Source organism: Metabacillus sp. cB07 (assembly GCF_016839225.1).
GTDB lineage: Bacteria > Bacillota > Bacilli > Bacillales > Bacillaceae > Bacillus_P > Bacillus_P indicus.
Genome location: NZ_CP069296.1, coordinates 1,330,089 through 1,351,121 on the forward strand (window position 1 = coordinate 1,330,089; position 21,033 = coordinate 1,351,121).

The following is a 21,033-nucleotide window of genomic DNA, read 5'->3' on the forward strand; positions in this document are numbered from 1 at the left end:
TTTTATGCAGGAGTCTCAACTTTCTTCTTCTGCTTTTTAACAGGAACTTGTGTCATTCCCAGTTCTTTTGCTTCTTTTGATAACGATTTGATTAAGCTTATGGTCATCAGCGTCATAATGACTGAGAACGGAAGAGCAGCAATAATCATCGTGTTCTGCAGGGCCTGCAGTCCGCCGGAATAAAGAAGGACAAGGGCAATGGCAGCAAGGAAAATTCCCCAGACCACTTTGACACTGTTGCTCGGGTTTTGCGAGCCGTTTGTTGTCATCATGCCGAGCACGAATGTTCCGGAGTCAGCAGATGTGATAAAGAATGTTCCAACAAGCAGCATGGCGATAATGGAAAGAACAGTTCCCATCGGATAGTTTTCAAAGACACCGAAAAGAGATTCTTCTGTGGCAAGTGCAGAAATTTTTGCAATTCCTTCATGCTCAAGCAAAATAGCCGAACCGCCAAACGTTGAAAACCAGAGGAATCCGATTAGTGATGGAATGAGCAAGACGAACACAACGAATTCCCTGATGGTTCTTCCTTTTGAGACGCGGGCAATAAAGATGCCGACAAAAGGTGACCAAGCGATCCACCATGCCCAATAGAAAATAGTCCAGCCGTTGATCCAGCTGCGGTTTTCTTCGTCAAGGGGCGAGATGCGGAAGCTCATGTTCAGCAGGTTCTGAAGATAGGTTCCGATTGTATCTGTAAATAAATTAAGTGTAAAGAGCGTTGGTCCAAAAACAAACATTAGAATAAAAAGGGCAAATGCCAGCACCATATTGGCGTTGCTCAGAATCTTGATTCCTTTTCCAAGTCCGCTCAAGGCAGAAAGGATGAAAAGGATGGTGAAAACAGCGACAATAGCGAATTGCACCCAAATAGTAGTAGGAACACCGTATAAGAATGAAAGTCCGCCGTTTATTTGAACGGCACCAAAGCCAAGGGTCGTCGCTACTCCGATGACAGTGGCGATAACGGCAATCACATCAACGGCCTTCCCGATAGGACCGTCTGCATGGCGGCCGATTAATGGCCTCAAAGTTGCGCTTATGAGTCCGCGCTCGCCTTTGCGGAAGGTGAAATAAGCGAGTACGAGCGCAACGATTCCGTATATAGCCCAGGCGTGAACGCCCCAATGGAAAAATGTAAACCGCATTGAATTGCGGATTGCCTGATCTGTGCCTGTCTCTCCTGTAGGCGAGCTGATTGCATAATGGCTGATAGGTTCAGCTGCTCCCCAGAAAACAAGGCCTATTCCCATTCCTGCACTGAACAGCATGGCAAGCCAGGTTGGACGTGAAAACTCAGGCTTATCCTCCTGTTTCCCAAGTTTAATCCGGCCAATCGGACTTACGAGCAAATATAAACATACAAACACAAACGCGGTCACGACAATCAAATAATACCATCCAAATTTATCTGTAATCATTCCTTGCAGACTTCCAGTCACGCTCTCAAGTGTTTTAGGTGCAGCGACACCCGCAAGCACAAGAAGAGAGAGAATGGCAGTCGATACGTAAAATACTGCTGAAACTTTTTTCATATTCAATTAAAAACTCCCATCTTTGATAGATTCGCAGAGGGTTTACTTCAATTGGAAAACACAAAAACATGCAAAACCAACAATTCTCTTTTTTCATTTCTATGAAGCAATAGTAACTAACCCTTAAAGATTGCGTTAAAAAAATGCATTAACCAAATCATTTTCACTTAGCTATTATTTGCTCATGAACACTAAGCTGCCTGCATTTGCAGGCAAAAATACTGGATGGATGATTGCGCCGTGCGCGCCTGTAAACATGATGTCCGCTGCAGGAAGGGGCAAAAAAGGCACTCCAACAGTATAACGCATCTTTCCGGACTTGTCTCATTGTGACTGAAAAGTGATAAAAAGCGAGATAGATTTTTTGCATGTTTTTGTGTTTTTGAAGCAGACCTCTGAGTACAATTCCCTATGTCGGAGGGCTCTAAACCTGTTTCTTTTGAAAGACTGCCCGAAAAACCTAGATGATTCTTCCAGTGAAGATAGCTATAATAAATACTAGAATTTCTTTTGAAAGGAGAGCGGGTATGAAAAAAAGCAGTGACTGGCGATTTAAAATTGCCCACAGGGAAGCGAAAATCGGACTTGTTCTTGTTATTTTTAATTTTATCTGGTGGTTTGGCTTTGCGTACGGCCTCGGTTCGGGCGATCCTGAATCCTACAAATACGTGCTCGGTTTGCCGGAGTGGTTTTTCTACAGCTGTGTGCTTGGATTTATTGTGATGCTTGTCCTTGTTGTGCTTGTTGTTCGCTTCTTTTTTAAAGAAGTGCCGTTTGATGATGCAGAAGAGGGGGATTCGAATTGAACTGGTCTGTTATTTTTCCTCTTTTGCTGTTTTTGGTTCTGATTTTTTTCATTGGATTCTGGGCAAACCGTCATGTGAAGTCCGCTGATTCGTTCCTGCAGGAATATTTTCTTGGAGGGAGACAGCTCGGGGGATTTGTTCTTGCGATGACCATGATTGCTACATACGGAAGTGCAAGCTCCTTCATTGGCGGTCCGGGTGTTGCTTACACGAAAGGCCTCGGATGGGTGCTTTTGTCAATGGCACAGCTTGCGACAGGTTATTTTGTTCTGATGGTGCTCGGCAAAAAATTCGCCATCATGGCAAGAAAATATAAAGCGATCACGCTGATCGATTTTCTGAAAGAACGGTATAAGAGTCATGCTGTTGTCATGCTTTCTGCGGTAAGCATCATCGTCTTTTTATTTTCAGCGATGGCGGCCCAATGGGTTGGAGGGGCGCGATTGATCGAATCTCTCACGGGATTGTCCTATACGTCAGCCTTATTTATTTTCGCGGTGGCCGTGCTTGTTTACGTCATCATCGGCGGTTTCAGGGCAGTTGCGCTCACAGATGCTGTCCAGGGAGTCATCATGTTTATCGGAACGCTTGTGCTTTTGATTGCCGTGATCATAGCCGGTGGAGGTATTCCTGCTATCATGGCAGATCTAGTGGCTGAAAATCCAGATTTTGTGTCCCCGTTCGGTGCTGAGCGGGACTTGACGCCGCTTTATGTGTCCTCCTTCTGGATTCTTGTCGGGGTTGGAGTAGTGGGCCTCCCGCAAATTACGGTCCGTGCGATGTCTTACAGGGATTCAAGGTCGATGCACAAGGCCATCATTATTGGGACGGGCGTCATCGGCTTCATTATGCTCGGCATGCATCTGATTGGCGTTTTTGCACGTTCCGTTCTTCCCGGAATTGAAGTAGGAGATCAGGTAATGCCGATGCTGACGCTCGAAGTGCTTCCGCCGCTGCTTGCAGGTCTTGTACTGGCAGCGCCGATGGCAGCCATCATGTCAACGGTTGACTCCCTGCTGATTCTTGTCAGCTCGGCTGTTGTGAAAGATATTTACCTGAATTACATCAAGCCTGATGCGAGTGAAAAACAAGTGAAAACAGCGAGCTTCTGGGTGACGACTATTATAGGAGTATCTGTTGTGCTGTTTGCCCTGAGTCCTCCGGATTTGCTGATCTGGCTGAACCTGTTTTCTTTTGGAGGTCTGCAGTCTGTCTTTATCTGGCCTGTGATTTTCGGGTTGTACTGGACCCTTGGAAACAAATACGGAGCGCTTGCATCGATGATTTTCGGAATGGGGTCCTACATTCTGTTTGACAGGCTGTATCCGAATGCGCTCGGCATGCACACAGTCGTTCTGCCTATCCTCATTTCACTCTGTGCTTATGTCCTTGCGAGCTTGTTTACACAGCGGGCATCTGAGAATTAATCATATGGAAATTTGAAACCAATCAGCCCCATCATTCGTACCTATATGGAGGTTCAAGTACTTTCTGGGAATACATAAAGAATGGAACGGCAGTCAGAGTACCTGAACGGAATGATTTTTTCAGGGGGAAGTACATATGTCATTAGATGCAAAAGCGTATTCGTGCAACGGGAGAAGTGCATGGGAAGAAAATGCCCGTACAGAAAATGAAGGTTATCAGTGGATCATCAGCAAGTCGGATAAAGGCTTTGTCCGGTCCGGCGGTATCATCTGCGGAGTCGTCCTCAGCAATACCGTGATTGATTTCAGCCATGCGTATCTTGCCAAGAACGGTTATTCGGGCAACAAGTCCGCCTATGTCGCCGCCATTCAGAGGACGCTCTCCTGTCTCGGCTATTCGCCGGGTGCTGCTGACGGAATTTTCGGAAGTATGACTGAACGTGCCGTGAAGGCATTTCAGGCTGGTAAAGGTCTGTCATCTGACGGCATTGTCGGGAAAGATACGTATTACTGTCTTTCAACTGCAAGGGGTTAAGTTTGACCGCATCCGATTCATTCGTGTAAAATACAGACAATTGAAAATTTATGCTAATTTGTAAATGAATGGCCTCATGTACGGCAATGTCAAGCTGTATGGAGGCTTTTCTTTTACCGGGAAAGGATGAGAAAAGATGAGTTATATCGTGTCAATATCAGGAAGTCCCTCAGCAGAATCAAGATCTGCCGTATTATCTAGTTTCCTTCGGAAGGAAGCTGAACAAAAAGGAACAGAGGTAAAAGAGTTTTCTGTTCTTGATTTTGATCCTGCTGTATTGATTCACGGAAAATATGACGATCCTTCTATTGTACATATTGGGGAAGTATTGCGCGGGGCAAGCGGTGTTATTATTGTGTCTCCTGTTTACAAGGCTGCCTACACAGGTGCTCTGAAGGCGCTCCTCGATCTTCTTCCTCAGGATGCCTTTAAAGATAAACCTGTCTTTCCGTTAATGGTGGGAGGAAGCTTTGCTCACCTGCTTGCGATTGATTATTCGTTAAAACCTCTTTTAGCTGCTCTCAGTGCACAGACCATTCTTAAAGGCGTTTATGTACTTGATAAATTTGTTGATAAATCGGACTTGAACAATCCGGTAAAAGATGAAGAAGTTCAATCTAAGATTGAAGGACAATTAGGACAATTCCTTGAAATTGCACTGGGAATGAGCAGTGAAGCAGAATTAGGGTGAAACTAAATAAAAAACAGGGCGTCCTGACGGGCACCCTGTTTTTTTATTCTTCCAGTTCAAGTATCCTCATAGGATCAAATTCAATTTCTTTTGCTCCCTCTGGAGGTACGGCATCGAAAAGGTCATGGTCCTTCTCTGCTTCAATCACTTTGAATTCAACAAGCTTGGGCATATCATCGTTCGGCAGTTTTATCCCTTCCTCATATCTGAACTCATTGAGTATCCAGTCTGTTTCCTGATCGAACCAGTATTCAACCTTCATGCCGTCATCAAAGGTAATTTCGTACATATCTGCTTTTCTTCCGGCATATGTGGTTTCTCCCAGTTTTTTTATTTGGTCGGAATCCAGTCCATTAAAGATATCCTGTGTCATTTGGGAGATGGAGTTATCAAGTTTTTCAGATGTGTAGACATGGTCATCTTTATAATAAGTAAGGCGTGTGGTTCCATCTGAGACTTCGTAATTTCCGTTTTCGTACTCCTGCCTGTTTTTTCGGCCTGACATATAGGAAATTGTCTTTTTTCCTTCGGGTGATACTTTAACTGTATAGATGACAGGCACAGTCTCTTTTTCTTTCTCTTTGTCACTTTCTTTGTGCTCAAGAGGTTTGTCCATTTCAAGGAATTTGTCCCCAATCAGCTCGTTCAGCGTTTTTTCGATGGCTGCTTTTACCGGAGGGGTATTCCAGGCTGCAAGGCAAAGGATGAAAAGGGATGCGCATATGAGAGCTGCACGTTTGAAATAGGTGTATGGCTTCTTTTTCTTCCTGGCTGAAATCATGACAGCTTCATCTTGTAAAACGAGATCAAGGGCTTCTTCAAGCTGCAGATATTCCTCAAAAGCCTGAGAACATCCGTCACACTCTCCAATGTGTTCAAGCAAGGCATCCTGTTCTGCTTCAGAAAGCTGGTCGAATAGGAGAATCCGGTCCCGGCACGTTTCGCAGTTCATTTAGAGCACCCCCTTACTTTTAAGTGCTTCCAATAGTTTCTTGCGTCCCCTGAATACCCTTGTTTTGACCTTTGCTAGAGTAATATTGAGCAGAGAGGCGATTTCATCATACGAATGGCCCTGGTTTCGCAGAATCAGAATGTTTTTCGTTTCTTGATCAAGTGATTGAAAAACTTCTTTTACTTCGAGCATCATTTCTTTTGAGAGAAAAGCACGTTCAGGAGTTTCGCTGTCCATGGAGCCATGGCGTTTCAATTCTTCGCTTGCGTGCGAAACAGCATCCTGAGTGCGTTTAAGTTTCCGCAAGTGATCATAGGCTGTATTTTTAGAGAGGATGGTAATCCAGGCTTCCATGTTTTCAGGGAGTGTTCTCGTTGAATCCGAGAAATACCGGAAAATCTTGATGGAAGCATCCTGGATAATATCATCGGCCAGAGAGGGATTTTTTATGATTTTTCTGATCGTTCTCTCCATTCTGGGCCGGTGCGTTTCTATCAGCTTTTCAACATTCACGTTCTTCTTCCCACCCTTTTGCCTTACTGACATGACGTATTTCGTTTCATATTGTTTCGGTTATATGTAAAGAATGCAGGAAATTTATCAAACATCTGTCATTATAGCAGAGGAAAACGCCTTTATTGGTTCTTTTTTCTATAAAAAATTCAATTTTTAGGTTTAAGGTGATAGAAAACAGGGAAATTAAAATATTGCCCAATTTATTGGAGTTATTTGGCATGCCTTACAAAATCATTCATTTGGCGCTTTTTTCAAGATTGAAGTAAAATAAGAGAAGGAAATGAGCTAGAAGCAGGAGGAGAAACATCGTGCACAGAAACCAGAAATTCTACACCTATTTGCAGCAGCGTGCTCCGCAGTTAACAGAGGAATGGTATGAATCCATTGACCGGTCAGATACTGGAGGGGTTTATACATCCAATGATCCGGAAGTCATTAAAGCGCTTAAAGCGCAAAATCAGGAATTTCACCAGCGGTTTATTCAAGTCTTCTCAGAAGAAGATGTGGACTTTATGGAATTGTTCGAGGAGTGGATTGTACGCATTGCAAAGGACGGCGAGCATTTAAGCACACCGATTCAATTTGTGATCAAAGAGTTTATGCGTACACGAAGCCAGTATTTAAAAGAGGTCGCAGCATTTATTCGAATGTATCCAAATGAGTATACAAGCGAGAAAATAGAGGCAATAAAAGATCTGATCGTAAGAGCTCATGACAGAGTGATTTATCATTTTGTCGTTGAAACACAAAGAACGTCAGAACTGCAGCTTAAAGCCCAGCAGGAAATGATTTATGAACTGAGTTCACCCGTGATTAAATTGAAAGGTGAAACGGCGCTTCTTCCTCTAGTAGGAGATATAGATACAGCACGTGCAAAAATGATACTCGAAAATACACTGAAGCAGTGCACAGAAAAAGGTGTCGCTCATTTATTCATCGATCTGTCAGGAGTAGTGATGATCGATACAATGGTTGCCCACCAAATCTTCCAGCTGATTGATGCTCTGAATTTAATTGGCATTAAATCCACGCTCTCAGGCATCCGTCCGGAAATTGCCCTTACGTCGATGCAGCTTGGACTTACGTTTGAAAACGTTTCGATCAAATCAACCTTGTCAAAAGCGCTTGAAGAAGAAAATAAATAAAATGAGAGCGGACACGTCGTCCGCTCTCATTTTATTTTCTCAAGAACTGCAGCTTCAATTTTATGCAAAACCGTCGTCATTTTCCCGTCTATATCCTTTTCCGTTACACCGACTACTTTCCAGCCCTGTTTCCGTAGATAATTCCTTTTGCCGAGATCTTCTATTTTTTCTGCATCCATCAGGCAGCGGAGAGCAACTCTGTAATAGGGAAGAACCAAATCAAGCGTGTAAGGCCCGCACTTTTCTTTGACCCTGACATAGTAGCCATTGTTCCGGAGAGCTGTGTAGAGGCGCTTTTGCACCCTGTTTTCAAAGGTGATTGCCTCTTTGTTTAAATGGGGATCAGGGTTTTTGTGAAAACGGAACAGGACAATAAATAACGGCATCCATATTAAAATAAGAAAGATAAGGGTAATCTGTGTCAAACCTGTCACCTCTGTCTATACGTTCTTTTAACAGGATGTGCCCTGTATTCCGCTGTTATTCGTGGTAAAATAATGAAGATCATGCCGTTCATCATTTTAGTCTGTCAGTGTGTTTAAGCAACTCAACTCACATTAGAAAGAAGTGGAAGGATTGAAACTAAGTATACTCGATCAGTCCCCGATTTCATCCGGATCCTCAGCGGGAACAGCTCTGAGGGAATCAGCCCGTCTTGCCAGGGCAGCTGAAAAAATGGGCTATCACCGCTACTGGATAGCAGAGCATCATGACATGCCCGGTCTTGCCTGTCCTGCTCCTGAAATTATGCTGAGTTATATCGGAGCAGAAACAGAAAAAATCCGCATAGGTGCCGGTGCTGTTTTGCTCCCGCATTATAAGCCCTATAAAGTCGCAGAAACCTTTCATATGCTCTCTGTGCTTTTCCCGGGAAGGATAGATCTTGGCATCGGCAGGGCACCAGGGGGATCGGCAGAAGCAACAATGGCGTTATCAGACAATTTCCTGGAAAATGTCCGGACAATGCCGCACAAATTTAAAGAGCTGCTTCATTTTATTCACGGTGATTTTCCTGAAGAAAATTTCTATTCCAGTCTGAAAGCAGCACCGGTGCCTGCGGTCCCGCCTGAAGTGTGGCTTCTTGGGACAAGCATAAAGAGCGGAAGGCTTGCTGCGCAGACGGGAACAGCCTATGCATTTGGAGAGTTTATGAGTGACAAAGACGGGGTTGACATGCTAAAAGAATACAAAACCCGCTTTCAGCCAAAATATGAGCTGAAACAGCCGAAATCACTGCTTACTGTGAGTGCTGTATGCGCTGATTCCACTGAAAAAGCAAAAGAGCTGGCCGGGAGTCTCAGACTTTGGCGAATTCAGCAGCTGAAGGGCATCACCGGTGGCATTCCGTCGGTTGAAGAAGCAAAATCCTATACATACAGCCGGGAAGAACGTGAGATGCTGCAGAGCTCAGAAGGCAAATTAATCGCAGGCAATCCCGCAGAAGTGAAAAGGAAGCTGATTGGCATGGCGGGAAAATACGGCGTGAACGAAATCATGATTGTTACGATTACACACAGCTATGAGGACAGGCTGAGATCGTATGAACTGATTGCAAATGAAATGGGAGAGATGATGACATGAAAAAGACGGCAGTACTCATCATGGCCATGCTTTTGCTCATCCTGACAGCATGCGGAAACAAAGATCAGGAGCAAAGCGCTGACAAGCCAGTTAAAAAAGTAGATAAAAATCCAATTGTCACCATTACAATGGAAAATGACAAGCAAATCAAAGTAGAGCTGTATCCGGAAGTCGCGCCAAATACGGTTGCAAACTTTATTTCACTGATTAACGATAAGTTTTATGACGGACTGATTTTTCACCGTGTGATTCCTGAGTTTATGATTCAGGGAGGAGACCCTGACGGAAATGGAACAGGCGGTCCAGGCTATTCGATTAAAGGAGAGTTCAGTTCAAATGGCTTTGAAAACAGCCTGAAACACGAACGTGGCGTTATCTCAATGGCGCGCTCACAGCAGCCTGACAGCGGAGGTTCGCAGTTTTTTATTATGGTGGCTGACTATCCAAGCCTTGACGGCGAGTACGCCTCTTTCGGGAAAGTAACGGAAGGTATGGATGTGGTCGATGAAATTGTTTCAGTTGAAACGGAGAACGATAAGCCGCTTGAAGACCAGAAAATGAAATCTGTTACTGTTGAAACATTCGGCGAGAAATACAGCGAGCCGGAAAAAGCAAAATAAAAAGTTTACCCCCTGCCATGATGGCAGGGGGTTTTATGGCCGTATGATAAAGCTCGTGCTGCCGCCCAGTCTGTTTTTTAAGATATCTACTCCCTCAGGACTGAGGACAACTTTTCCGTCGCAGCAAACAAAATTGTCCGGATCGATTTTCCCTGTAATGAAGCATTTTTTCTGTGGCTCAAATTTTCTGATCGTGATGGAATGGTGGTCTGCAAATATTTCAACATGATCATAGCGTTTAATGCCTAAATACTTTCTCCATTTTTGAGGCAATGTGACTCTGCCTTCTGAATCCATTTTTCTTAGCACGGTCTGTGTTCTCATTGTATTCCATCCTAATATGTATTTGCACATGCCTTAAGCGCTTTCTTTCTCCATGTACGGCTCCAATGAAAATTTTATTTCATGACCATTAAACCATGCTGAATGAAACCTTAAAGTTTGCTTAAATATGTGACATACTGCCCGGAATTGATATGAAATAAAGGAAACTGGGGCTTTTGGAGCTGAAGGGGGGATGAACATGCATGAAAAAACTGATTTACCACCAGGTGAAATCAGTTTCAGATGGAACCATTTTCGTGATAAATGCAAGATCTTCTTCCGAAAGACCGTAGACGGCAATTTCAGTCCCCCAGTGACCGGAATGCAGAACAGTTTCACCGCCGCTGATCAAGTTCAGCGTAAACCATTTCAGGCGGCCGTTCGTTACGTGGCTCTCTATGAGAAAATCAGAAAGAGCAGGTGTTTTCTTTTCGGTGAAAATGCAGAGGTCCCCGTCACCTTTCATAACAGTTTTTCCTTCAAAATGCATGAGTTCATTGATTGCAGCTTTCTCATCTTTCCAGCAATGAATCTCAACCGTATCTGCCTTTGTGAGAAAATAAGATATGATTTTTTTCCAATAGGTATATGTTTCTCCGACGGGACACTGAAAGCCTGAATCATCAGGCGAATAGGAAGGAATTGCAAGCAGTACATTTCGGTTCATTTTTTTGCTCCTGTTCATTCATTTTAATCAGGGAAAGAAGGAACAGATTCCTTATTTTCTCTCCTCGTATTCTTCATATCTTGCTTCATGTTTGCTTTCATTTAAGGGAATTTCATTCTGATAGTTTCGGACGAGGCCGTTGTCAATATCATTCATAGGTGTGTACTCATTGTTAGGCAGCCTGCGGTTTTTTCTAAGCAGATTAAAAAGGAAAAACCCGACGGCAGCAACGACGCAAATCAGATAAACAGTTTCCAAGCACAGCACCTCCAAATGTTTGTGAGTTATTAGTTCTTGTTATGTGTACGTGAATCCTGCATGATTTGTAACAGACTTCAAAATTAAAGAAATTATACCAATATTTTCTTGAATAATAGTTACACCTGTCATATAATTATTACATATGAAAAAACAAATGAATGGAGACAGTTTACTTAAGGTTCTGGATGCTCTCTCCAATCCTTACCGGCTGAAAATTATAGCAGTCCTTCATAAGGACCGGCAATACGTCAGCCAGATGGCAAGGGAGCTTGGCATCAGCCGCCCGCTATTATATTTGCATCTCAAGAAGCTTGAAGAAGCGGGACTGATACAGGGAGAGCATGAAATTTCAAACGATGGGAAAGCAATGAAGTATTTTGAGCTTCTTCCCTTCAGTGTTCCGCTCGATGCCGGAATCATTGCAGAAGCATCAGAAAGCATATCTGATAAAAAGAAAGAATAATTGTGCAGAACGAAAAGGAGATATTTTATGGGGGATATTATTACTTTAGTAGGGCCATTGTTATTCTTGATCATCTTCATCATTCTTCCTTTAATCTTTATCATCCGCTATTTCAAACGGATGGAAGCAAGAGCCGAAGAGAGACTGAAACTGGAGAGAGATCACGTGGCTTTTCAGCAGAAGCAAGTAAAAGTAAACGAAGAGTTAAACCAAAGACTGACTTCCATTGAAAAAATGCTGAAGGAAGTGGAATGAAAAGGAGAGGAGCGCAATGGCTGAAAATAGCAGCATCTGGCAGGGGGAGCTTGTCAGACTCAGGCCTGTTCAGCCGTCTGACTGGGTGAAGTTTCACAAGGACGGGATGGATTCAGAGATAGCTAGACTCAATGATGCTGTCTATGGCCCAAGATCTGAAGCGGGAACAAGACGATGGACAGAAGCTGAGGCGGAAAAGGGCTGGAACGGGGATTCGGTCAGACTTTCAATTGAGAATACAGCGGGGGAATTTGCAGGCAGCATCAGCACGGATAAGTGCGATCCCCGAAACGGCACATTCAGCTATGGCATCAGTATATTCAGAGAGCACTGGAGAAAGGGATATGCGGGAGATGCCATCAGGATTGTGCTTCGGTATTTCTTTGAAGAACTGCGCTATCAAAAAGCAAATGCCCATGTATACAGTTATAATGAGGCTTCGATCAGCCTTCACAGAAATCTTGGCTTTCAAGAGGAAGGCAGAATGCGTAATATGATTTATACGCAAGGGAGCTATCATGACTTGCTGCTCTTTGGAATGACTGGAGAAGAATATAAAAAAATCTCAGAGCCGCCGGGGCTCTGAGATTTTTTATTGATTTAAGAATTTTACGCATACCGGATAAGGCACATGAACATCTGACTGCAGAAGAGACAGTTTGCCTGTTTCACGGTTTCTTTCAAACAGGATCAGGCTGCTGGTTTCCTGGTTGGATGCAATCAGGAAGTTTTCAGTTGGATCCAGTGCAAAGTCACGCGGCCAGTTTCCTTCAGTGGACGTGCGTTCAACGAATGTCAGTTTACCCGTGTCGCTGTCAGTTTTGAAAACGGCGATGCTGTCATGCCCGCGGTTGCCGGCATACACGAATTGTCCGTCAGATGAAATGTGAATCGCAGAACCCTGGCTGTTTTCTGTGAAATCCTCCGGAAGAGTCGAGATATACTCAATCTCTGTGAAGCTGCCGTCTTCGTTATAGTCAAGAACAACCACTTCATTGCTGAGCTCTGTCAGCAGATAAGCAATCTTCCCGTTCGGATGGAAAGTCAGATGTCTCGGGCCGCTTCCTCTCTTTAAGTGAAGGCTGTGAACTTCATAAAGTTCACCGTCATTTAATTCATACGTATAAAGTTTGTCAGTGCCAAGATCAATGGCAGCGACGTATTTTTCGTCCGGCGTGAAGCCGGCATAGTGGGCGTGGGGAGCGTCCTGTCTTTCTTCATTAGGCCCTGAACCTTCATGCTTGCGGATGGAAAGGGCGGATGAAAGGGTTCCGCTGATCACATCCATCTCATGTGATTCAATCGTTCCGTTATGGTAATTGGCTGATACGACAAACCGGTTGCTTGAATCGACACTTACGTGGCAAGGTGATGCTCCTTCGCGAAGCTGTCTGTTAAGCTCCGTCAGTTCCCCTGTTTTCTCATTTCTTGAGTAGGCAACCAAGCCTCCTGCTTCGCCGTCTTTTCCAATCGCATAAACGAAACGGTTATCTTTGCTTAAATTCAAGTATGTAGGACTACCGATCTCAGCTGCAACGACCGGTTCACTCAATTTCTTTGCATCTGTATCCAGTGTAAAGGAATAAATCCCTTTGCTGTCTCCCTTTGTATATGTACCAATATACCCGCTGTATTTCATCTTTTATCCTCCTCTAATTGGTATGTCCTTATTTTAGCATAAATCCCGCCAAATCAAGCTATTAACCGTATACCCATATCCTTGTCTGCTGAAAACGTCTGTTTTTGTCGAAAGGGGCGGGGGCTAACGAATCAAATAGTGTAACCTCTGAGACAAACTCTTACTAAGATATAAAGTACTGCACTGCTTTTAGAAAGGAGCAATGAATTTGGATCTATTCAGCTTGAAAAATAAAACGGCAATAGTTACCGGCGGAGGAAAGGGGCTCGGCGCACAAATGGCAAGAGTGCTTGCACTTGCGGGAGCTAATGTTGTCGTATGTTCAAGGGATTTGGAGGCATGCGAAAAGGTCAGTGGCGAACTGGTTTCTCTCGGCGCCCAGTCCCTTGCGATTGCCTGTGATGTAACAAGCCAAAAGGATATCCAGAATGTCATCGACCAGACGGTAGCTCACTTTGGAACAATTGATATCTTAATCAACAACAGCGGTACGTCATGGATGGCGCCTGCGCTTGAACTCCCCGCCGATAAATGGGACAAAGTCATGAATATCAATGTCAGGGGGGTCTTCTTATTCAGCCAGGCTGCTGCAAAAGTAATGAAACGCCAGGGCTCGGGCAAGATCATTAATATCGCCTCAGTGACTGGAATGGGGGGGACTCCCGCAGAGCTTATGGATACGATTGCCTACAGCACAAGCAAAGGCGCTGTCATCAGCTTCACGAAGGACCTTGCAGTAAAACTGGCTCCTGACAATATTCAGGTTAATGCAATTGCACCCGGATTTTTCCCGACGAAAATGACAAAAACGATTTTAGAAAAAGAAAATGCGTCCATTTTAAAAGGGGTGCCTGCCCGCCGCTTTGGTGCAGAGGGCGACCTTGACGGTGTTATTCTGCTGCTCTCGGGAAAAGCATCTGATTATATTGTGGGCCAGGTTTTAGTTGTGGACGGCGGAATAACGGCACTGGTTTAACCAAGGAGCAAGGCGCGTGCTTGAGTATTCAGGTGTATCTGACCTTAGACTGCCCGGCTTTCCACTCGGTCTAATCCAGTAAAATGAAGGGAGGAACTGTATGCTTTTTGATTTTGAACTTGTCCTGCAAAGAACAGCTCCGGTTATAGAGTATTTGGGGTTTGGAGGAATTGTTTTTCAATCCGTTTTTATTGAATGCTGATCTAGGATGCCGCATGTTCATCTCTGGTGAGTGGTGCCACAAATTAGGATTCATCGCGGAGAAAAGTGGCAGTACTCTGGTGAGTGGTGCCACAAATAAGGGTTCATCGCAGAGAAAAGTGGCACCACTCCGGGTTATAACACAAAACAGAAAAAATCCGAACTGATGAAATCTCAGTTCGGATTTTAATGTATATAAGCTTCTTTTATTGTCGTCTAAATCCAAGGTCATACAAAGCTTTTCGCATGTTAAACTTTGTTTCGATATGATTAAAATCAAGGCCGAGACTCATGATGGTCTGTGCGATTTCAGGACGAAGGCCTGTAAGCACAGTATGGATGCCGCTGATTTTGAGTGCACTGACGATTTTGAAAATCTGGTCTGCCACCATAGTATCAATAATGGGAACTCCGGATACATCCAGGATGACTTCTTCAAGATTCAGGCGTGCGCCTTCTCTAAGGGAAACTTCCATGATCAGTGCGGCCCTTCTTGTGTCAACAGCTCCAACAAGAGGAATGACGGCGATTCCTTCTGCTACAGGTACAACGGGAACAGACAGCTCTTCCAATGCTGAATAAGCCACTTCCATTAACTCATTGCTATGGTTTTCATACACACTGCCGGTCACACTGCACGCTCTGTCAATCAGCGGATCAATCATTTTGGAAACATCCAGCATGGTAATTGCATAAAAATTGTTTTTATGAAGCTCTTCTGTCAAAGTGTCCCAAACAGCCGTCCTGTATGCCCCGATTGCACGGAGACACTGGGCCAGCGGGACGTCATAATGGATGGCTCTCTTTGCTATTTTCATGCTCCACTGGTCTACTTTTCCCTCAACTTTCACATCACACAGAGCCTGTCCCAAATAACCGATCAGTTCTTCCCGGTAGGCAATTCGCTCTTCTAATGGGAATCCCGAATTCTCCAGCTGCTTAGTATGCTTGGCATCCTGCACATTCGGAATATTTAAAGTAATTTCACGTGCGTTTTCCTGAATCTTATTGCCTATATAATGCAGTTCGTCTTTCATGAAAGTTCCCCTTTTAACCGATTGAATAGATTAAGTATATAGGATTGAAAGGGAAATAGACAGGTGAGGGGGAGAGAAAATTTAATCGTGCAACCTAGCGGGAGTTATGACTCCCCTTTCTTTGAAATTCTCTCAATAATTGCTCCCAGCTCGTCAGGACGGTGAAATTCAATAGGAGATACCCCTTTTTCAAATTGAATGCTGTCCGCTTCTACGAGGAGGACATATCTACCGTTGATTTTTCCTAAATGAATGTTTTCCCCGTAGTCTGCAAGGAGTCCTTTAATAGAAGTTTCCCCAAGCTTCATCTTCAGCTCAGCTTCGGGGGTATGCTCCACAATTTGCGCAGCCGCTTCAATGACCTGATGGGTATCCAGACGCTCCTGAATCTCCCGCTTCTCGCTTGCTTCCCAGATTTCCATGTCCTGTTCGAACTGCTGGCGTTCCTGGCTGTTCTCTTCATAGGTCTCAAGGACATGCTCCTGGACCATGCTCATGACTTGAGTTTTCATAATCTCAGGCATGGATTCGCCGTATTCGACAAACTTCAGAAAGTCTTCAAAGTACCGGGCATGAGAAGCCTGATGAATTTTAAGCTCGCCGGGCTCTGTCATTCCTTCTTCAGGCATGTGGGGGTATTGGATGGATTTCATATTTTTCGTCGTGATTGCCATCTGCACATTGCGGATCAGGGTTGATTCATCCGAAATGGAAGCCACTTTAGGTTCAAAATCACATTTTAAAATAAACACAAATGAATCCTCAAAATACTTCTCAGGTGTTGCCGACAAAACAAGGAATGCTCCGCCCCTGACGGCGCTTGCATCGAGATAGGCAGATACGAACTTTTCGCCGGCTTCTTTAAAAGCTTCCTTTGTTTCCGCTGTCAGTGCACGGTGAAAGAGATTATAGTTTGGGTTAGAATCGAGTTCATAACCGGGTTCGACTACGAAGTGTCCGAGTTTTGTAGGGACCTGTTCGCTCCGGGGATGTTTCTCGACCTTCCGTTTTACTATTTTTTTCAGCTCACCGTCTAAAAAATCCTTCAGGGCGTTCTGCTCATATTCTTCCGCCGTTAATGTTTGAAAGTGCTTGTACTGTTTATTGGCATTCTCGTCTTTTCCGTCCACCTGGATCAAATAGAATGAGAGATAATTAATCTTGAATTCCACTGGAATCACCTGCTTCTTTTTTCAGTTCTTCAAGTGTAAAAGATTGGCCATGGGGAGTCAATCGGCAGGATGGAAAATGGAGAAGCGGAAGTCTGATAGAATGCAAATGTAAAGAATTTTCAAAAAAAGGTTGCCTGTTTTCGGAATACTGGATATACTTCTAATAACTAATCGCATTTCACGCCTATGGAATTAGCCTTCCTGTGATCCGTGATGACGGTTAGCACCAGTGAACATATGATTAATTCTTATTGCTGTTTTGTCTATGGAAGAGATTTCTTAACGTTGACAAAAGCCGGCTGCCTTTTTGCGCAGCCGGCTTTTTTATATCTACTAAAAGGGGATGAAGCAAATGATGAATTTTAACTTGTCTGAAGAACAGAACGCTGTAAGAAAAATGGTCCGTGATTTCGTTGATAAAGAGATTAACCCGTACATTGCCGAGTGGGATGCGGAAGGTCATTTTGAACCGTCTATTTTGAAAAAACTTGCAGATCTTGGATTGATGGGAATCTGCGTGCCGGAGCAATACGGCGGCAGTGCCATGGATTATAACACTCTAGCGATTGTGTGCGAAGAGCTTGAACGCGGGGATACAGCCTACCGTACTGCCGTTTCCGTTCACACAGGTTTAAACAGCCTGACGCTGCTGCAGTGGGGAAATGAAGAACAGAAGCAGAAATACCTTACTCCGCAGGCAAAAGGGGAAAAAGTCGGAGCGTTCGGCTTAACAGAACCAAATGCAGGGTCGGACGTTGCGGCTTTGCAGACTTCAGCTGTTTTGGAAGGCGATCATTACATACTGACTGGTCAGAAGACGTGGATTTCTCTTTGCGACTATGCTGATCACTTTCTTGTATTCGCTTACACAGATAAAAGCAAAAAGCACCACGGGATTTCGGCGTTTATCGTGGAGCGCACGATGCCTGGTTTTTCGTCCAAAGCCATTAAAGGCAAGCTTGGCATTCGCGCAGGGAACACAGGTGAAATCTTTTTTGACAACATCCGTGTGCCGAAAGAAAACCTTCTTGGACAGGAAGGAGACGGCTTTAAAATTGCCATGTCCGCTCTTGATAATGGACGGTTTACCGTTGCGGCCGGCGCCTGCGGACTCATTCAGGCGTGTATTGAACAGAGCGTCAATTACTGCCATGAGCGGAAAACATTCGGAAAAGAGATTGGCAAACACCAGCTTGTTCAGCAGATGATTGCCAAAATGGAAGCCGGGTATCATATGTCCCGCCTGCTTGTCTTCAGAGCAGGATGTCTTAAAAACGAAGGGAAACGAAACACAAGGGAAACGTCCCTCGCCAAGTGGCAATCCTGTGATTTCGCAAACGAAGCGGCGAACGATGCGGTACAGATCCACGGTGCGTACGGTTACTCCAATGAATATCCGGTTGAACGATTCCTGAGAAACTCTAAAGCACCTGTTATTTACGAGGGAACAAGAGAAATTCATACCGTGATGCAGGCGGAGTATGTGTTAGGGTACAGAGAAGATAAAACGCTTAGCCATATGCTGCCGAGCTGGCCGTTTGAGGAAGAGAGGGAGAAGGTTAATAACTGAATAATACTCTTTCAGGTAAAAGAAGCAGGCTAAAACGTTCAGCCTGCTTCTTTTTCTATTATGTTTGAATTAATCCTTTTTCTCTATCAAGATCTGAACCTCAGTTAAAATGTTCTCTACAATTTGATCGGGCTGAAGGCTGATCATGTCAGTGTGCAGCAAATCAATCAGCGGACCTGCAGCTCTGTAGTTGTTTTCAATCAGCCATTTCTGAATACGCGAATAAATGTCAATGAACGTATCTTTTCCTGCCATTCCTTTTGTAATCATCGATAAGTACATTCCTTCAGGTATTTCACTTAAAAAGGGAGAATCCTGGAGCTGTCCTGCCGGCATACCGACCTCAATATCTTTCATCAAACTCTGAAATTCCTTCTGTTTGAACAGTTGATTCACATTAATATGATGATGAATTAACAGAAGGTTTCCTGATGGAATCATCTTTTCTTTTTTCGCCAGTTCAATCAGTTCATTAAAATAATGGACATACACACTTAAATTAGCACGCTCCGTCTGCTTCCTTAAAGAAAGAATCTTCCTTGCAGGCTGCCATGCAGTCGTAATAATGGAATCAGAGGCAGAATCAGAATGGATGATTGTTAATTCCTTTTCCATATTTTCAATTCGCTGATTGATGGATGCAGCTGTTTTCTTTAATTCGTATATTTCATCCTCAATTTCATCACGCTTCTTTTTCATGACAGTCAGCTGATTTGATAGGCTGTCTTCCTCAAGCATTTTGCTTATGTCCCCAATGGAAAAATTCAGCTCTCTCAAATTTTGGATGATTCTGATCTTGGCAATATCCTTAAAGGTATAGTAGCGGTAGTTTGTCATCTTGTTCAGCCCTGCTGGTTTTAGCAGGCTGATTTGGTCGTAATAGCGTAATGTTGAAGCAACTGTGCCGCATAACCTGGCAGCCTCGCCGATTGTGTAGTAGTCTTTTTCAACCATTTTGACACCTCTTGTCTTCTCTTGCGCCTGAGAAAAGTATAACAAATCATCCTATTTTTAAAAAAGAGGTTGACCTTAAAGCTGCTTTAAGGCTGATAATCATGGTTATCAATCAACAAGGAGAAGATTTTACAGTGAAGAAAACAGCCATAATACTAGCAGCAGTTCTATTTTTTAGCACAGCAGGAGCTGCCGGTTATTTATCCATTCCATTTACAATTTCAAAAAACAATCAATTTCATAAGGAGCTGAATCAGTCTGATTATGACAGTCAGAATACAATGAACAGGTTAACTGAAATCATGGACAAAAATGAGGCGGACTCGTTGTTTATTATGGAAGGCCAGAACGTGCTTGCCGAATACGGAGAGAGTGATCAAATTTCAAATGTTGCCTCCGTCAGAAAAAGCCTCATTAGTGCTCTTTTTGGAATTGCCGAGTCAAAAGGATTAATAAATGTAGATCGAACACTGGAGGAGCTGGGGATTGATGACACGAAAAATCCGCTTTCTGAAAAGGAGAAACAAGCGACAGTAGAAGATTTGCTGAAAGCACGTTCCGGTATTTACATTACATCCTTGGGCGAATCAAAAGATATGAAAGAAAAAAGACCTGAGAGAGGCACCTACAGCCATAACGAGCACTACTACTATAACAACTGGGATTTTAATACTCTAGGCGTCATTTTTGAACAGGAGACAGGCACATCCCTAGGCGAAGCTTTCTACGAATGGATTGCCAAACCAACAGAGATGAAGAAATTCCAGCCGTCAAATGTGGTTTATCAGGAGTCAGAAGAAACTTCCATGCCAATGTACAGATTCTACATGTGCGCAGAAGACCTTACGAGGTTCGGCTCGCTTTATGCCAATAACGGGAAGTGGAGAGATAAGCAAATCATTCCTGAAAATTGGATTGATGCCAGTTTTGAAGCGTACTCTGAAATAACCGATGTCGACAGATTTACGGGGTACGGCTATTTATGGTGGCTGGAAAAGCAAAAGGATCAAATGCTGCAATGGGCGGTTGGCGCAGGGGGACAGTATGTGGTTGTAGATAGAGAAAGCAAGATCTCTCTTGCGATGATGAACAACACGGGGACGTCTCCATTGGGAGTGTTCTGGTACCGCACATTTGATGGAGGGGAAGAACCTTATTCAGATGTCAGGGACGTTTTTGAGCTCGCTAAAAACAGTATAATGAAAAGACAAAAGTAAACTGCTGCCCCTTATGCTTATGCTGAGGGGCATTTTTTATGAGATGCTGTTTTTTCAGAAGGTAACGACTGTACGTTTTTGATACAAAAGGAAGGAGATTCGCGGATTGTAAAGAAGTAAGGTTAGAGAAGCGAAATCATTTACTGAAAGAGAGGGACCTCACCATGCATTCACAGACGATGTTTATTGCGGGACATGCGCGCCTGCCTGCAGGAATGGCGGCGAAGAACGTATACGATATGCTGACCATTACGGTTGAAATTGATAAAAGATATGCGGTGATTCTTGAAGCCTCCTGCACCCTTGCAACGGAGCACGGAAGAGATTTTGTCGGACGCCTTCTCCGGGGCTACAGCCTTCAGAACGGGGTGGATGAAGTCACTGAGCATGTCAGGGAACATTACTGCGGAAAAGCCATCCATGCCATCATCGCTGCGCTGTCTGATCTGCATTTTCAATATCAGCAGCTGAAGATTGAACGGTGAG

Annotated in this window: 25 protein-coding genes; 14 read left to right on the plus strand and 11 right to left on the minus strand. The window is 44.0% G+C overall.

The window, feature by feature from the left end:
• Positions 1–2 precede the first annotated feature (2 nt).
• Positions 3–1,538: a glycine betaine uptake BCCT transporter gene (locus JOJ89_RS06645; protein ID WP_203290277.1), complete on the minus strand. Its 1,536-nt coding sequence runs from the start codon at positions 1,536–1,538 to the stop codon at positions 3–5.
• A 527-nt stretch (positions 1,539–2,065) separates the two neighbouring features.
• On the opposite strand from JOJ89_RS06645, the gene JOJ89_RS06650 reads away from it, so the two are divergent.
• The 4 genes from JOJ89_RS06650 (at position 2,066) to ssuE (ending at position 4,997) form a co-directional block, all read left to right on the plus strand.
• Positions 2,066–2,344, plus strand: coding sequence for a YhdT family protein (locus tag JOJ89_RS06650; RefSeq protein WP_029282107.1), 279 nt, complete (start codon positions 2,066–2,068; stop codon positions 2,342–2,344).
• Positions 2,341–3,771, plus strand: coding sequence for a sodium/pantothenate symporter (gene panF / locus JOJ89_RS06655; RefSeq protein ID WP_203289967.1), 1,431 nt, complete (start codon positions 2,341–2,343; stop codon positions 3,769–3,771). Before JOJ89_RS06650 ends, panF begins: the two co-directional genes overlap by 4 nt.
• Before the next feature lie 136 nt (positions 3,772–3,907).
• Positions 3,908–4,306 carry a peptidoglycan-binding domain-containing protein gene (locus JOJ89_RS06660; RefSeq protein ID WP_203289968.1) on the plus strand — a complete coding sequence of 133 codons (399 nt, stop codon included), beginning with the start codon at positions 3,908–3,910 and terminating at the stop codon, positions 4,304–4,306.
• 136 nt (positions 4,307–4,442) lie between these two features.
• On the plus strand, positions 4,443–4,997 hold the full coding sequence (gene ssuE / locus JOJ89_RS06665; protein ID WP_203289969.1) for an NADPH-dependent FMN reductase: 555 nt from the start codon (positions 4,443–4,445) through the stop codon (positions 4,995–4,997).
• A gap of 43 nt (positions 4,998–5,040) precedes the next feature.
• Here the strand turns inward: ssuE and JOJ89_RS06670 are convergent, their stop codons facing one another.
• Both JOJ89_RS06670 and JOJ89_RS06675 read right to left on the minus strand, forming a co-directional pair.
• Positions 5,041–5,949, minus strand: coding sequence for an anti-sigma factor family protein (locus tag JOJ89_RS06670; RefSeq protein ID WP_203289970.1), 909 nt, complete (start codon positions 5,947–5,949; stop codon positions 5,041–5,043).
• A complete protein-coding gene (locus JOJ89_RS06675) occupies positions 5,950–6,462 on the minus strand; it encodes an RNA polymerase sigma factor (protein ID WP_029282085.1) in 513 nt (170 codons plus the stop codon).
• 311 nt (positions 6,463–6,773) lie between these two features.
• Between JOJ89_RS06675 and JOJ89_RS06680 the strand changes: the two genes are divergently transcribed.
• Positions 6,774–7,610, plus strand: a complete 837-nt coding sequence (locus tag JOJ89_RS06680) for an STAS domain-containing protein (protein WP_029565342.1) — start codon at positions 6,774–6,776, stop codon at positions 7,608–7,610.
• Positions 7,611–7,636: 26 nt separating this feature from the next.
• On the opposite strand, the gene JOJ89_RS06685 is transcribed toward JOJ89_RS06680, so the two are convergent.
• Positions 7,637–8,035 (minus strand): hypothetical protein, encoded by a 399-nt coding sequence (locus tag JOJ89_RS06685; RefSeq protein WP_029282081.1) that lies wholly within the window; start codon positions 8,033–8,035, stop codon positions 7,637–7,639.
• 151 nt (positions 8,036–8,186) lie between these two features.
• Here JOJ89_RS06685 and JOJ89_RS06690 point away from each other — a divergent pair, with 151 nt between their 5' ends.
• On the plus strand, positions 8,187–9,191 hold the full coding sequence (locus JOJ89_RS06690) for an LLM class flavin-dependent oxidoreductase (RefSeq protein WP_029565343.1): 1,005 nt from the start codon (positions 8,187–8,189) through the stop codon (positions 9,189–9,191).
• Positions 9,188–9,811: a peptidylprolyl isomerase gene (locus JOJ89_RS06695; protein WP_029282078.1), complete on the plus strand. Its 624-nt coding sequence runs from the start codon at positions 9,188–9,190 to the stop codon at positions 9,809–9,811. The genes JOJ89_RS06690 and JOJ89_RS06695 overlap by 4 nt, the downstream gene beginning before the upstream one ends.
• A gap of 33 nt (positions 9,812–9,844) precedes the next feature.
• Here the strand turns inward: JOJ89_RS06695 and JOJ89_RS06700 are convergent, their stop codons facing one another.
• The 3 genes from JOJ89_RS06700 to JOJ89_RS06710 all read right to left on the minus strand — a co-directional run bounded on the left by JOJ89_RS06700 (position 9,845) and on the right by JOJ89_RS06710 (position 11,060).
• Positions 9,845–10,135 (minus strand): AbrB/MazE/SpoVT family DNA-binding domain-containing protein, encoded by a 291-nt coding sequence (locus JOJ89_RS06700; protein WP_029282076.1) that lies wholly within the window; start codon positions 10,133–10,135, stop codon positions 9,845–9,847.
• A gap of 217 nt (positions 10,136–10,352) precedes the next feature.
• The gene (locus tag JOJ89_RS06705) at positions 10,353–10,802 is read right to left on the minus strand and encodes a hypothetical protein (RefSeq protein ID WP_203289971.1); all 450 of its coding nucleotides are present in this window, start codon (positions 10,800–10,802) and stop codon (positions 10,353–10,355) included.
• A 51-nt stretch (positions 10,803–10,853) separates the two neighbouring features.
• On the minus strand, positions 10,854–11,060 hold the full coding sequence (locus JOJ89_RS06710) for a hypothetical protein (RefSeq protein WP_029282071.1): 207 nt from the start codon (positions 11,058–11,060) through the stop codon (positions 10,854–10,856).
• A gap of 145 nt (positions 11,061–11,205) precedes the next feature.
• Here JOJ89_RS06710 and JOJ89_RS06715 point away from each other — a divergent pair, with 145 nt between their 5' ends.
• The 3 genes from JOJ89_RS06715 to JOJ89_RS06725 are packed head-to-tail and all read left to right on the plus strand — an operon-like array spanning position 11,206 to position 12,367.
• Complete coding sequence (locus tag JOJ89_RS06715; RefSeq protein WP_029282069.1) at positions 11,206–11,526, plus strand: ArsR/SmtB family transcription factor; 321 nt, start codon at positions 11,206–11,208, stop codon at positions 11,524–11,526.
• A 27-nt stretch (positions 11,527–11,553) separates the two neighbouring features.
• Complete coding sequence (locus JOJ89_RS06720; RefSeq protein WP_203289972.1) at positions 11,554–11,781, plus strand: hypothetical protein; 228 nt, start codon at positions 11,554–11,556, stop codon at positions 11,779–11,781.
• A 16-nt stretch (positions 11,782–11,797) separates the two neighbouring features.
• Entirely contained in the window at positions 11,798–12,367 is a 570-nt protein-coding gene (locus tag JOJ89_RS06725; RefSeq protein ID WP_203289973.1) for a GNAT family N-acetyltransferase, read from the plus strand.
• A gap of 6 nt (positions 12,368–12,373) precedes the next feature.
• Here the strand turns inward: JOJ89_RS06725 and JOJ89_RS06730 are convergent, their stop codons facing one another.
• Positions 12,374–13,420, minus strand: a complete 1,047-nt coding sequence (locus JOJ89_RS06730; protein WP_203289974.1) for a lactonase family protein — start codon at positions 13,418–13,420, stop codon at positions 12,374–12,376.
• Between the two features lie 202 nt (positions 13,421–13,622).
• On the opposite strand from JOJ89_RS06730, the gene JOJ89_RS06735 reads away from it, so the two are divergent.
• Positions 13,623–14,396 (plus strand): SDR family oxidoreductase, encoded by a 774-nt coding sequence (locus JOJ89_RS06735; RefSeq protein ID WP_203289975.1) that lies wholly within the window; start codon positions 13,623–13,625, stop codon positions 14,394–14,396.
• Between the two features lie 407 nt (positions 14,397–14,803).
• Here JOJ89_RS06735 and JOJ89_RS06740 read toward each other — a convergent pair whose 3' ends face one another.
• Together JOJ89_RS06740 and JOJ89_RS06745 are read right to left on the minus strand one after the other, a co-directional pair.
• Complete coding sequence (locus JOJ89_RS06740) at positions 14,804–15,634, minus strand: STAS domain-containing protein (RefSeq protein ID WP_029282059.1); 831 nt, start codon at positions 15,632–15,634, stop codon at positions 14,804–14,806.
• 104 nt (positions 15,635–15,738) lie between these two features.
• On the minus strand, positions 15,739–16,806 hold the full coding sequence (locus JOJ89_RS06745) for a DUF3900 domain-containing protein (RefSeq protein ID WP_203289976.1): 1,068 nt from the start codon (positions 16,804–16,806) through the stop codon (positions 15,739–15,741).
• Positions 16,807–17,161: 355 nt separating this feature from the next.
• Between JOJ89_RS06745 and JOJ89_RS06750 the strand changes: the two genes are divergently transcribed.
• Positions 17,162–18,376, plus strand: coding sequence for an acyl-CoA dehydrogenase family protein (locus tag JOJ89_RS06750; protein ID WP_203290278.1), 1,215 nt, complete (start codon positions 17,162–17,164; stop codon positions 18,374–18,376).
• Positions 18,377–18,445: 69 nt separating this feature from the next.
• On the opposite strand, the gene JOJ89_RS06755 is transcribed toward JOJ89_RS06750, so the two are convergent.
• Complete coding sequence (locus tag JOJ89_RS06755) at positions 18,446–19,330, minus strand: MerR family transcriptional regulator (RefSeq protein WP_203289977.1); 885 nt, start codon at positions 19,328–19,330, stop codon at positions 18,446–18,448.
• Positions 19,331–19,431: 101 nt separating this feature from the next.
• Here JOJ89_RS06755 and JOJ89_RS06760 point away from each other — a divergent pair, with 101 nt between their 5' ends.
• Together JOJ89_RS06760 and JOJ89_RS06765 are read left to right on the plus strand one after the other, a co-directional pair.
• Positions 19,432–20,547, plus strand: a complete 1,116-nt coding sequence (locus JOJ89_RS06760; RefSeq protein ID WP_203289978.1) for a serine hydrolase domain-containing protein — start codon at positions 19,432–19,434, stop codon at positions 20,545–20,547.
• Between the two features lie 164 nt (positions 20,548–20,711).
• Positions 20,712–21,032 (plus strand): DUF3870 domain-containing protein, encoded by a 321-nt coding sequence (locus JOJ89_RS06765; protein ID WP_029282048.1) that lies wholly within the window; start codon positions 20,712–20,714, stop codon positions 21,030–21,032.
• The last annotated feature ends 1 nt before the right edge of the window (position 21,033 follow it).

What these genes read in the sequence shown, in the direction of transcription:
- JOJ89_RS06645 (WP_203290277.1), bottom strand. Translation starts at nt 1,538, where the DNA reads ATGAAAAAAGTTTCAGCAGTATTTTACGTATCGACTGCCATTCTCTCT.
- JOJ89_RS06650 (WP_029282107.1), top strand. Translation starts at nt 2,066, where the DNA reads ATGAAAAAAAGCAGTGACTGGCGATTTAAAATTGCCCACAGGGAAGCG.
- JOJ89_RS06660 (WP_203289968.1), top strand. Translation starts at nt 3,908, where the DNA reads ATGTCATTAGATGCAAAAGCGTATTCGTGCAACGGGAGAAGTGCATGG.
- ssuE (WP_203289969.1), top strand. Translation starts at nt 4,443, where the DNA reads ATGAGTTATATCGTGTCAATATCAGGAAGTCCCTCAGCAGAATCAAGA.
- JOJ89_RS06670 (WP_203289970.1), bottom strand. Translation starts at nt 5,949, where the DNA reads ATGAACTGCGAAACGTGCCGGGACCGGATTCTCCTATTCGACCAGCTT.
- JOJ89_RS06695 (WP_029282078.1), top strand. Translation starts at nt 9,188, where the DNA reads ATGAAAAAGACGGCAGTACTCATCATGGCCATGCTTTTGCTCATCCTG.
- JOJ89_RS06700 (WP_029282076.1), bottom strand. Translation starts at nt 10,135, where the DNA reads ATGAGAACACAGACCGTGCTAAGAAAAATGGATTCAGAAGGCAGAGTC.
- JOJ89_RS06705 (WP_203289971.1), bottom strand. Translation starts at nt 10,802, where the DNA reads ATGAACCGAAATGTACTGCTTGCAATTCCTTCCTATTCGCCTGATGAT.
- JOJ89_RS06715 (WP_029282069.1), top strand. Translation starts at nt 11,206, where the DNA reads ATGAAAAAACAAATGAATGGAGACAGTTTACTTAAGGTTCTGGATGCT.
- JOJ89_RS06720 (WP_203289972.1), top strand. Translation starts at nt 11,554, where the DNA reads ATGGGGGATATTATTACTTTAGTAGGGCCATTGTTATTCTTGATCATC.
- JOJ89_RS06725 (WP_203289973.1), top strand. Translation starts at nt 11,798, where the DNA reads ATGGCTGAAAATAGCAGCATCTGGCAGGGGGAGCTTGTCAGACTCAGG.
- JOJ89_RS06730 (WP_203289974.1), bottom strand. Translation starts at nt 13,420, where the DNA reads ATGAAATACAGCGGGTATATTGGTACATATACAAAGGGAGACAGCAAA.
- JOJ89_RS06735 (WP_203289975.1), top strand. Translation starts at nt 13,623, where the DNA reads ATGAATTTGGATCTATTCAGCTTGAAAAATAAAACGGCAATAGTTACC.
- JOJ89_RS06740 (WP_029282059.1), bottom strand. Translation starts at nt 15,634, where the DNA reads ATGAAAGACGAACTGCATTATATAGGCAATAAGATTCAGGAAAACGCA.
- JOJ89_RS06750 (WP_203290278.1), top strand. Translation starts at nt 17,162, where the DNA reads ATGAATTTTAACTTGTCTGAAGAACAGAACGCTGTAAGAAAAATGGTC.
- JOJ89_RS06755 (WP_203289977.1), bottom strand. Translation starts at nt 19,330, where the DNA reads ATGGTTGAAAAAGACTACTACACAATCGGCGAGGCTGCCAGGTTATGC.
- JOJ89_RS06760 (WP_203289978.1), top strand. Translation starts at nt 19,432, where the DNA reads ATGGTTATCAATCAACAAGGAGAAGATTTTACAGTGAAGAAAACAGCC.
- JOJ89_RS06765 (WP_029282048.1), top strand. Translation starts at nt 20,712, where the DNA reads ATGCATTCACAGACGATGTTTATTGCGGGACATGCGCGCCTGCCTGCA.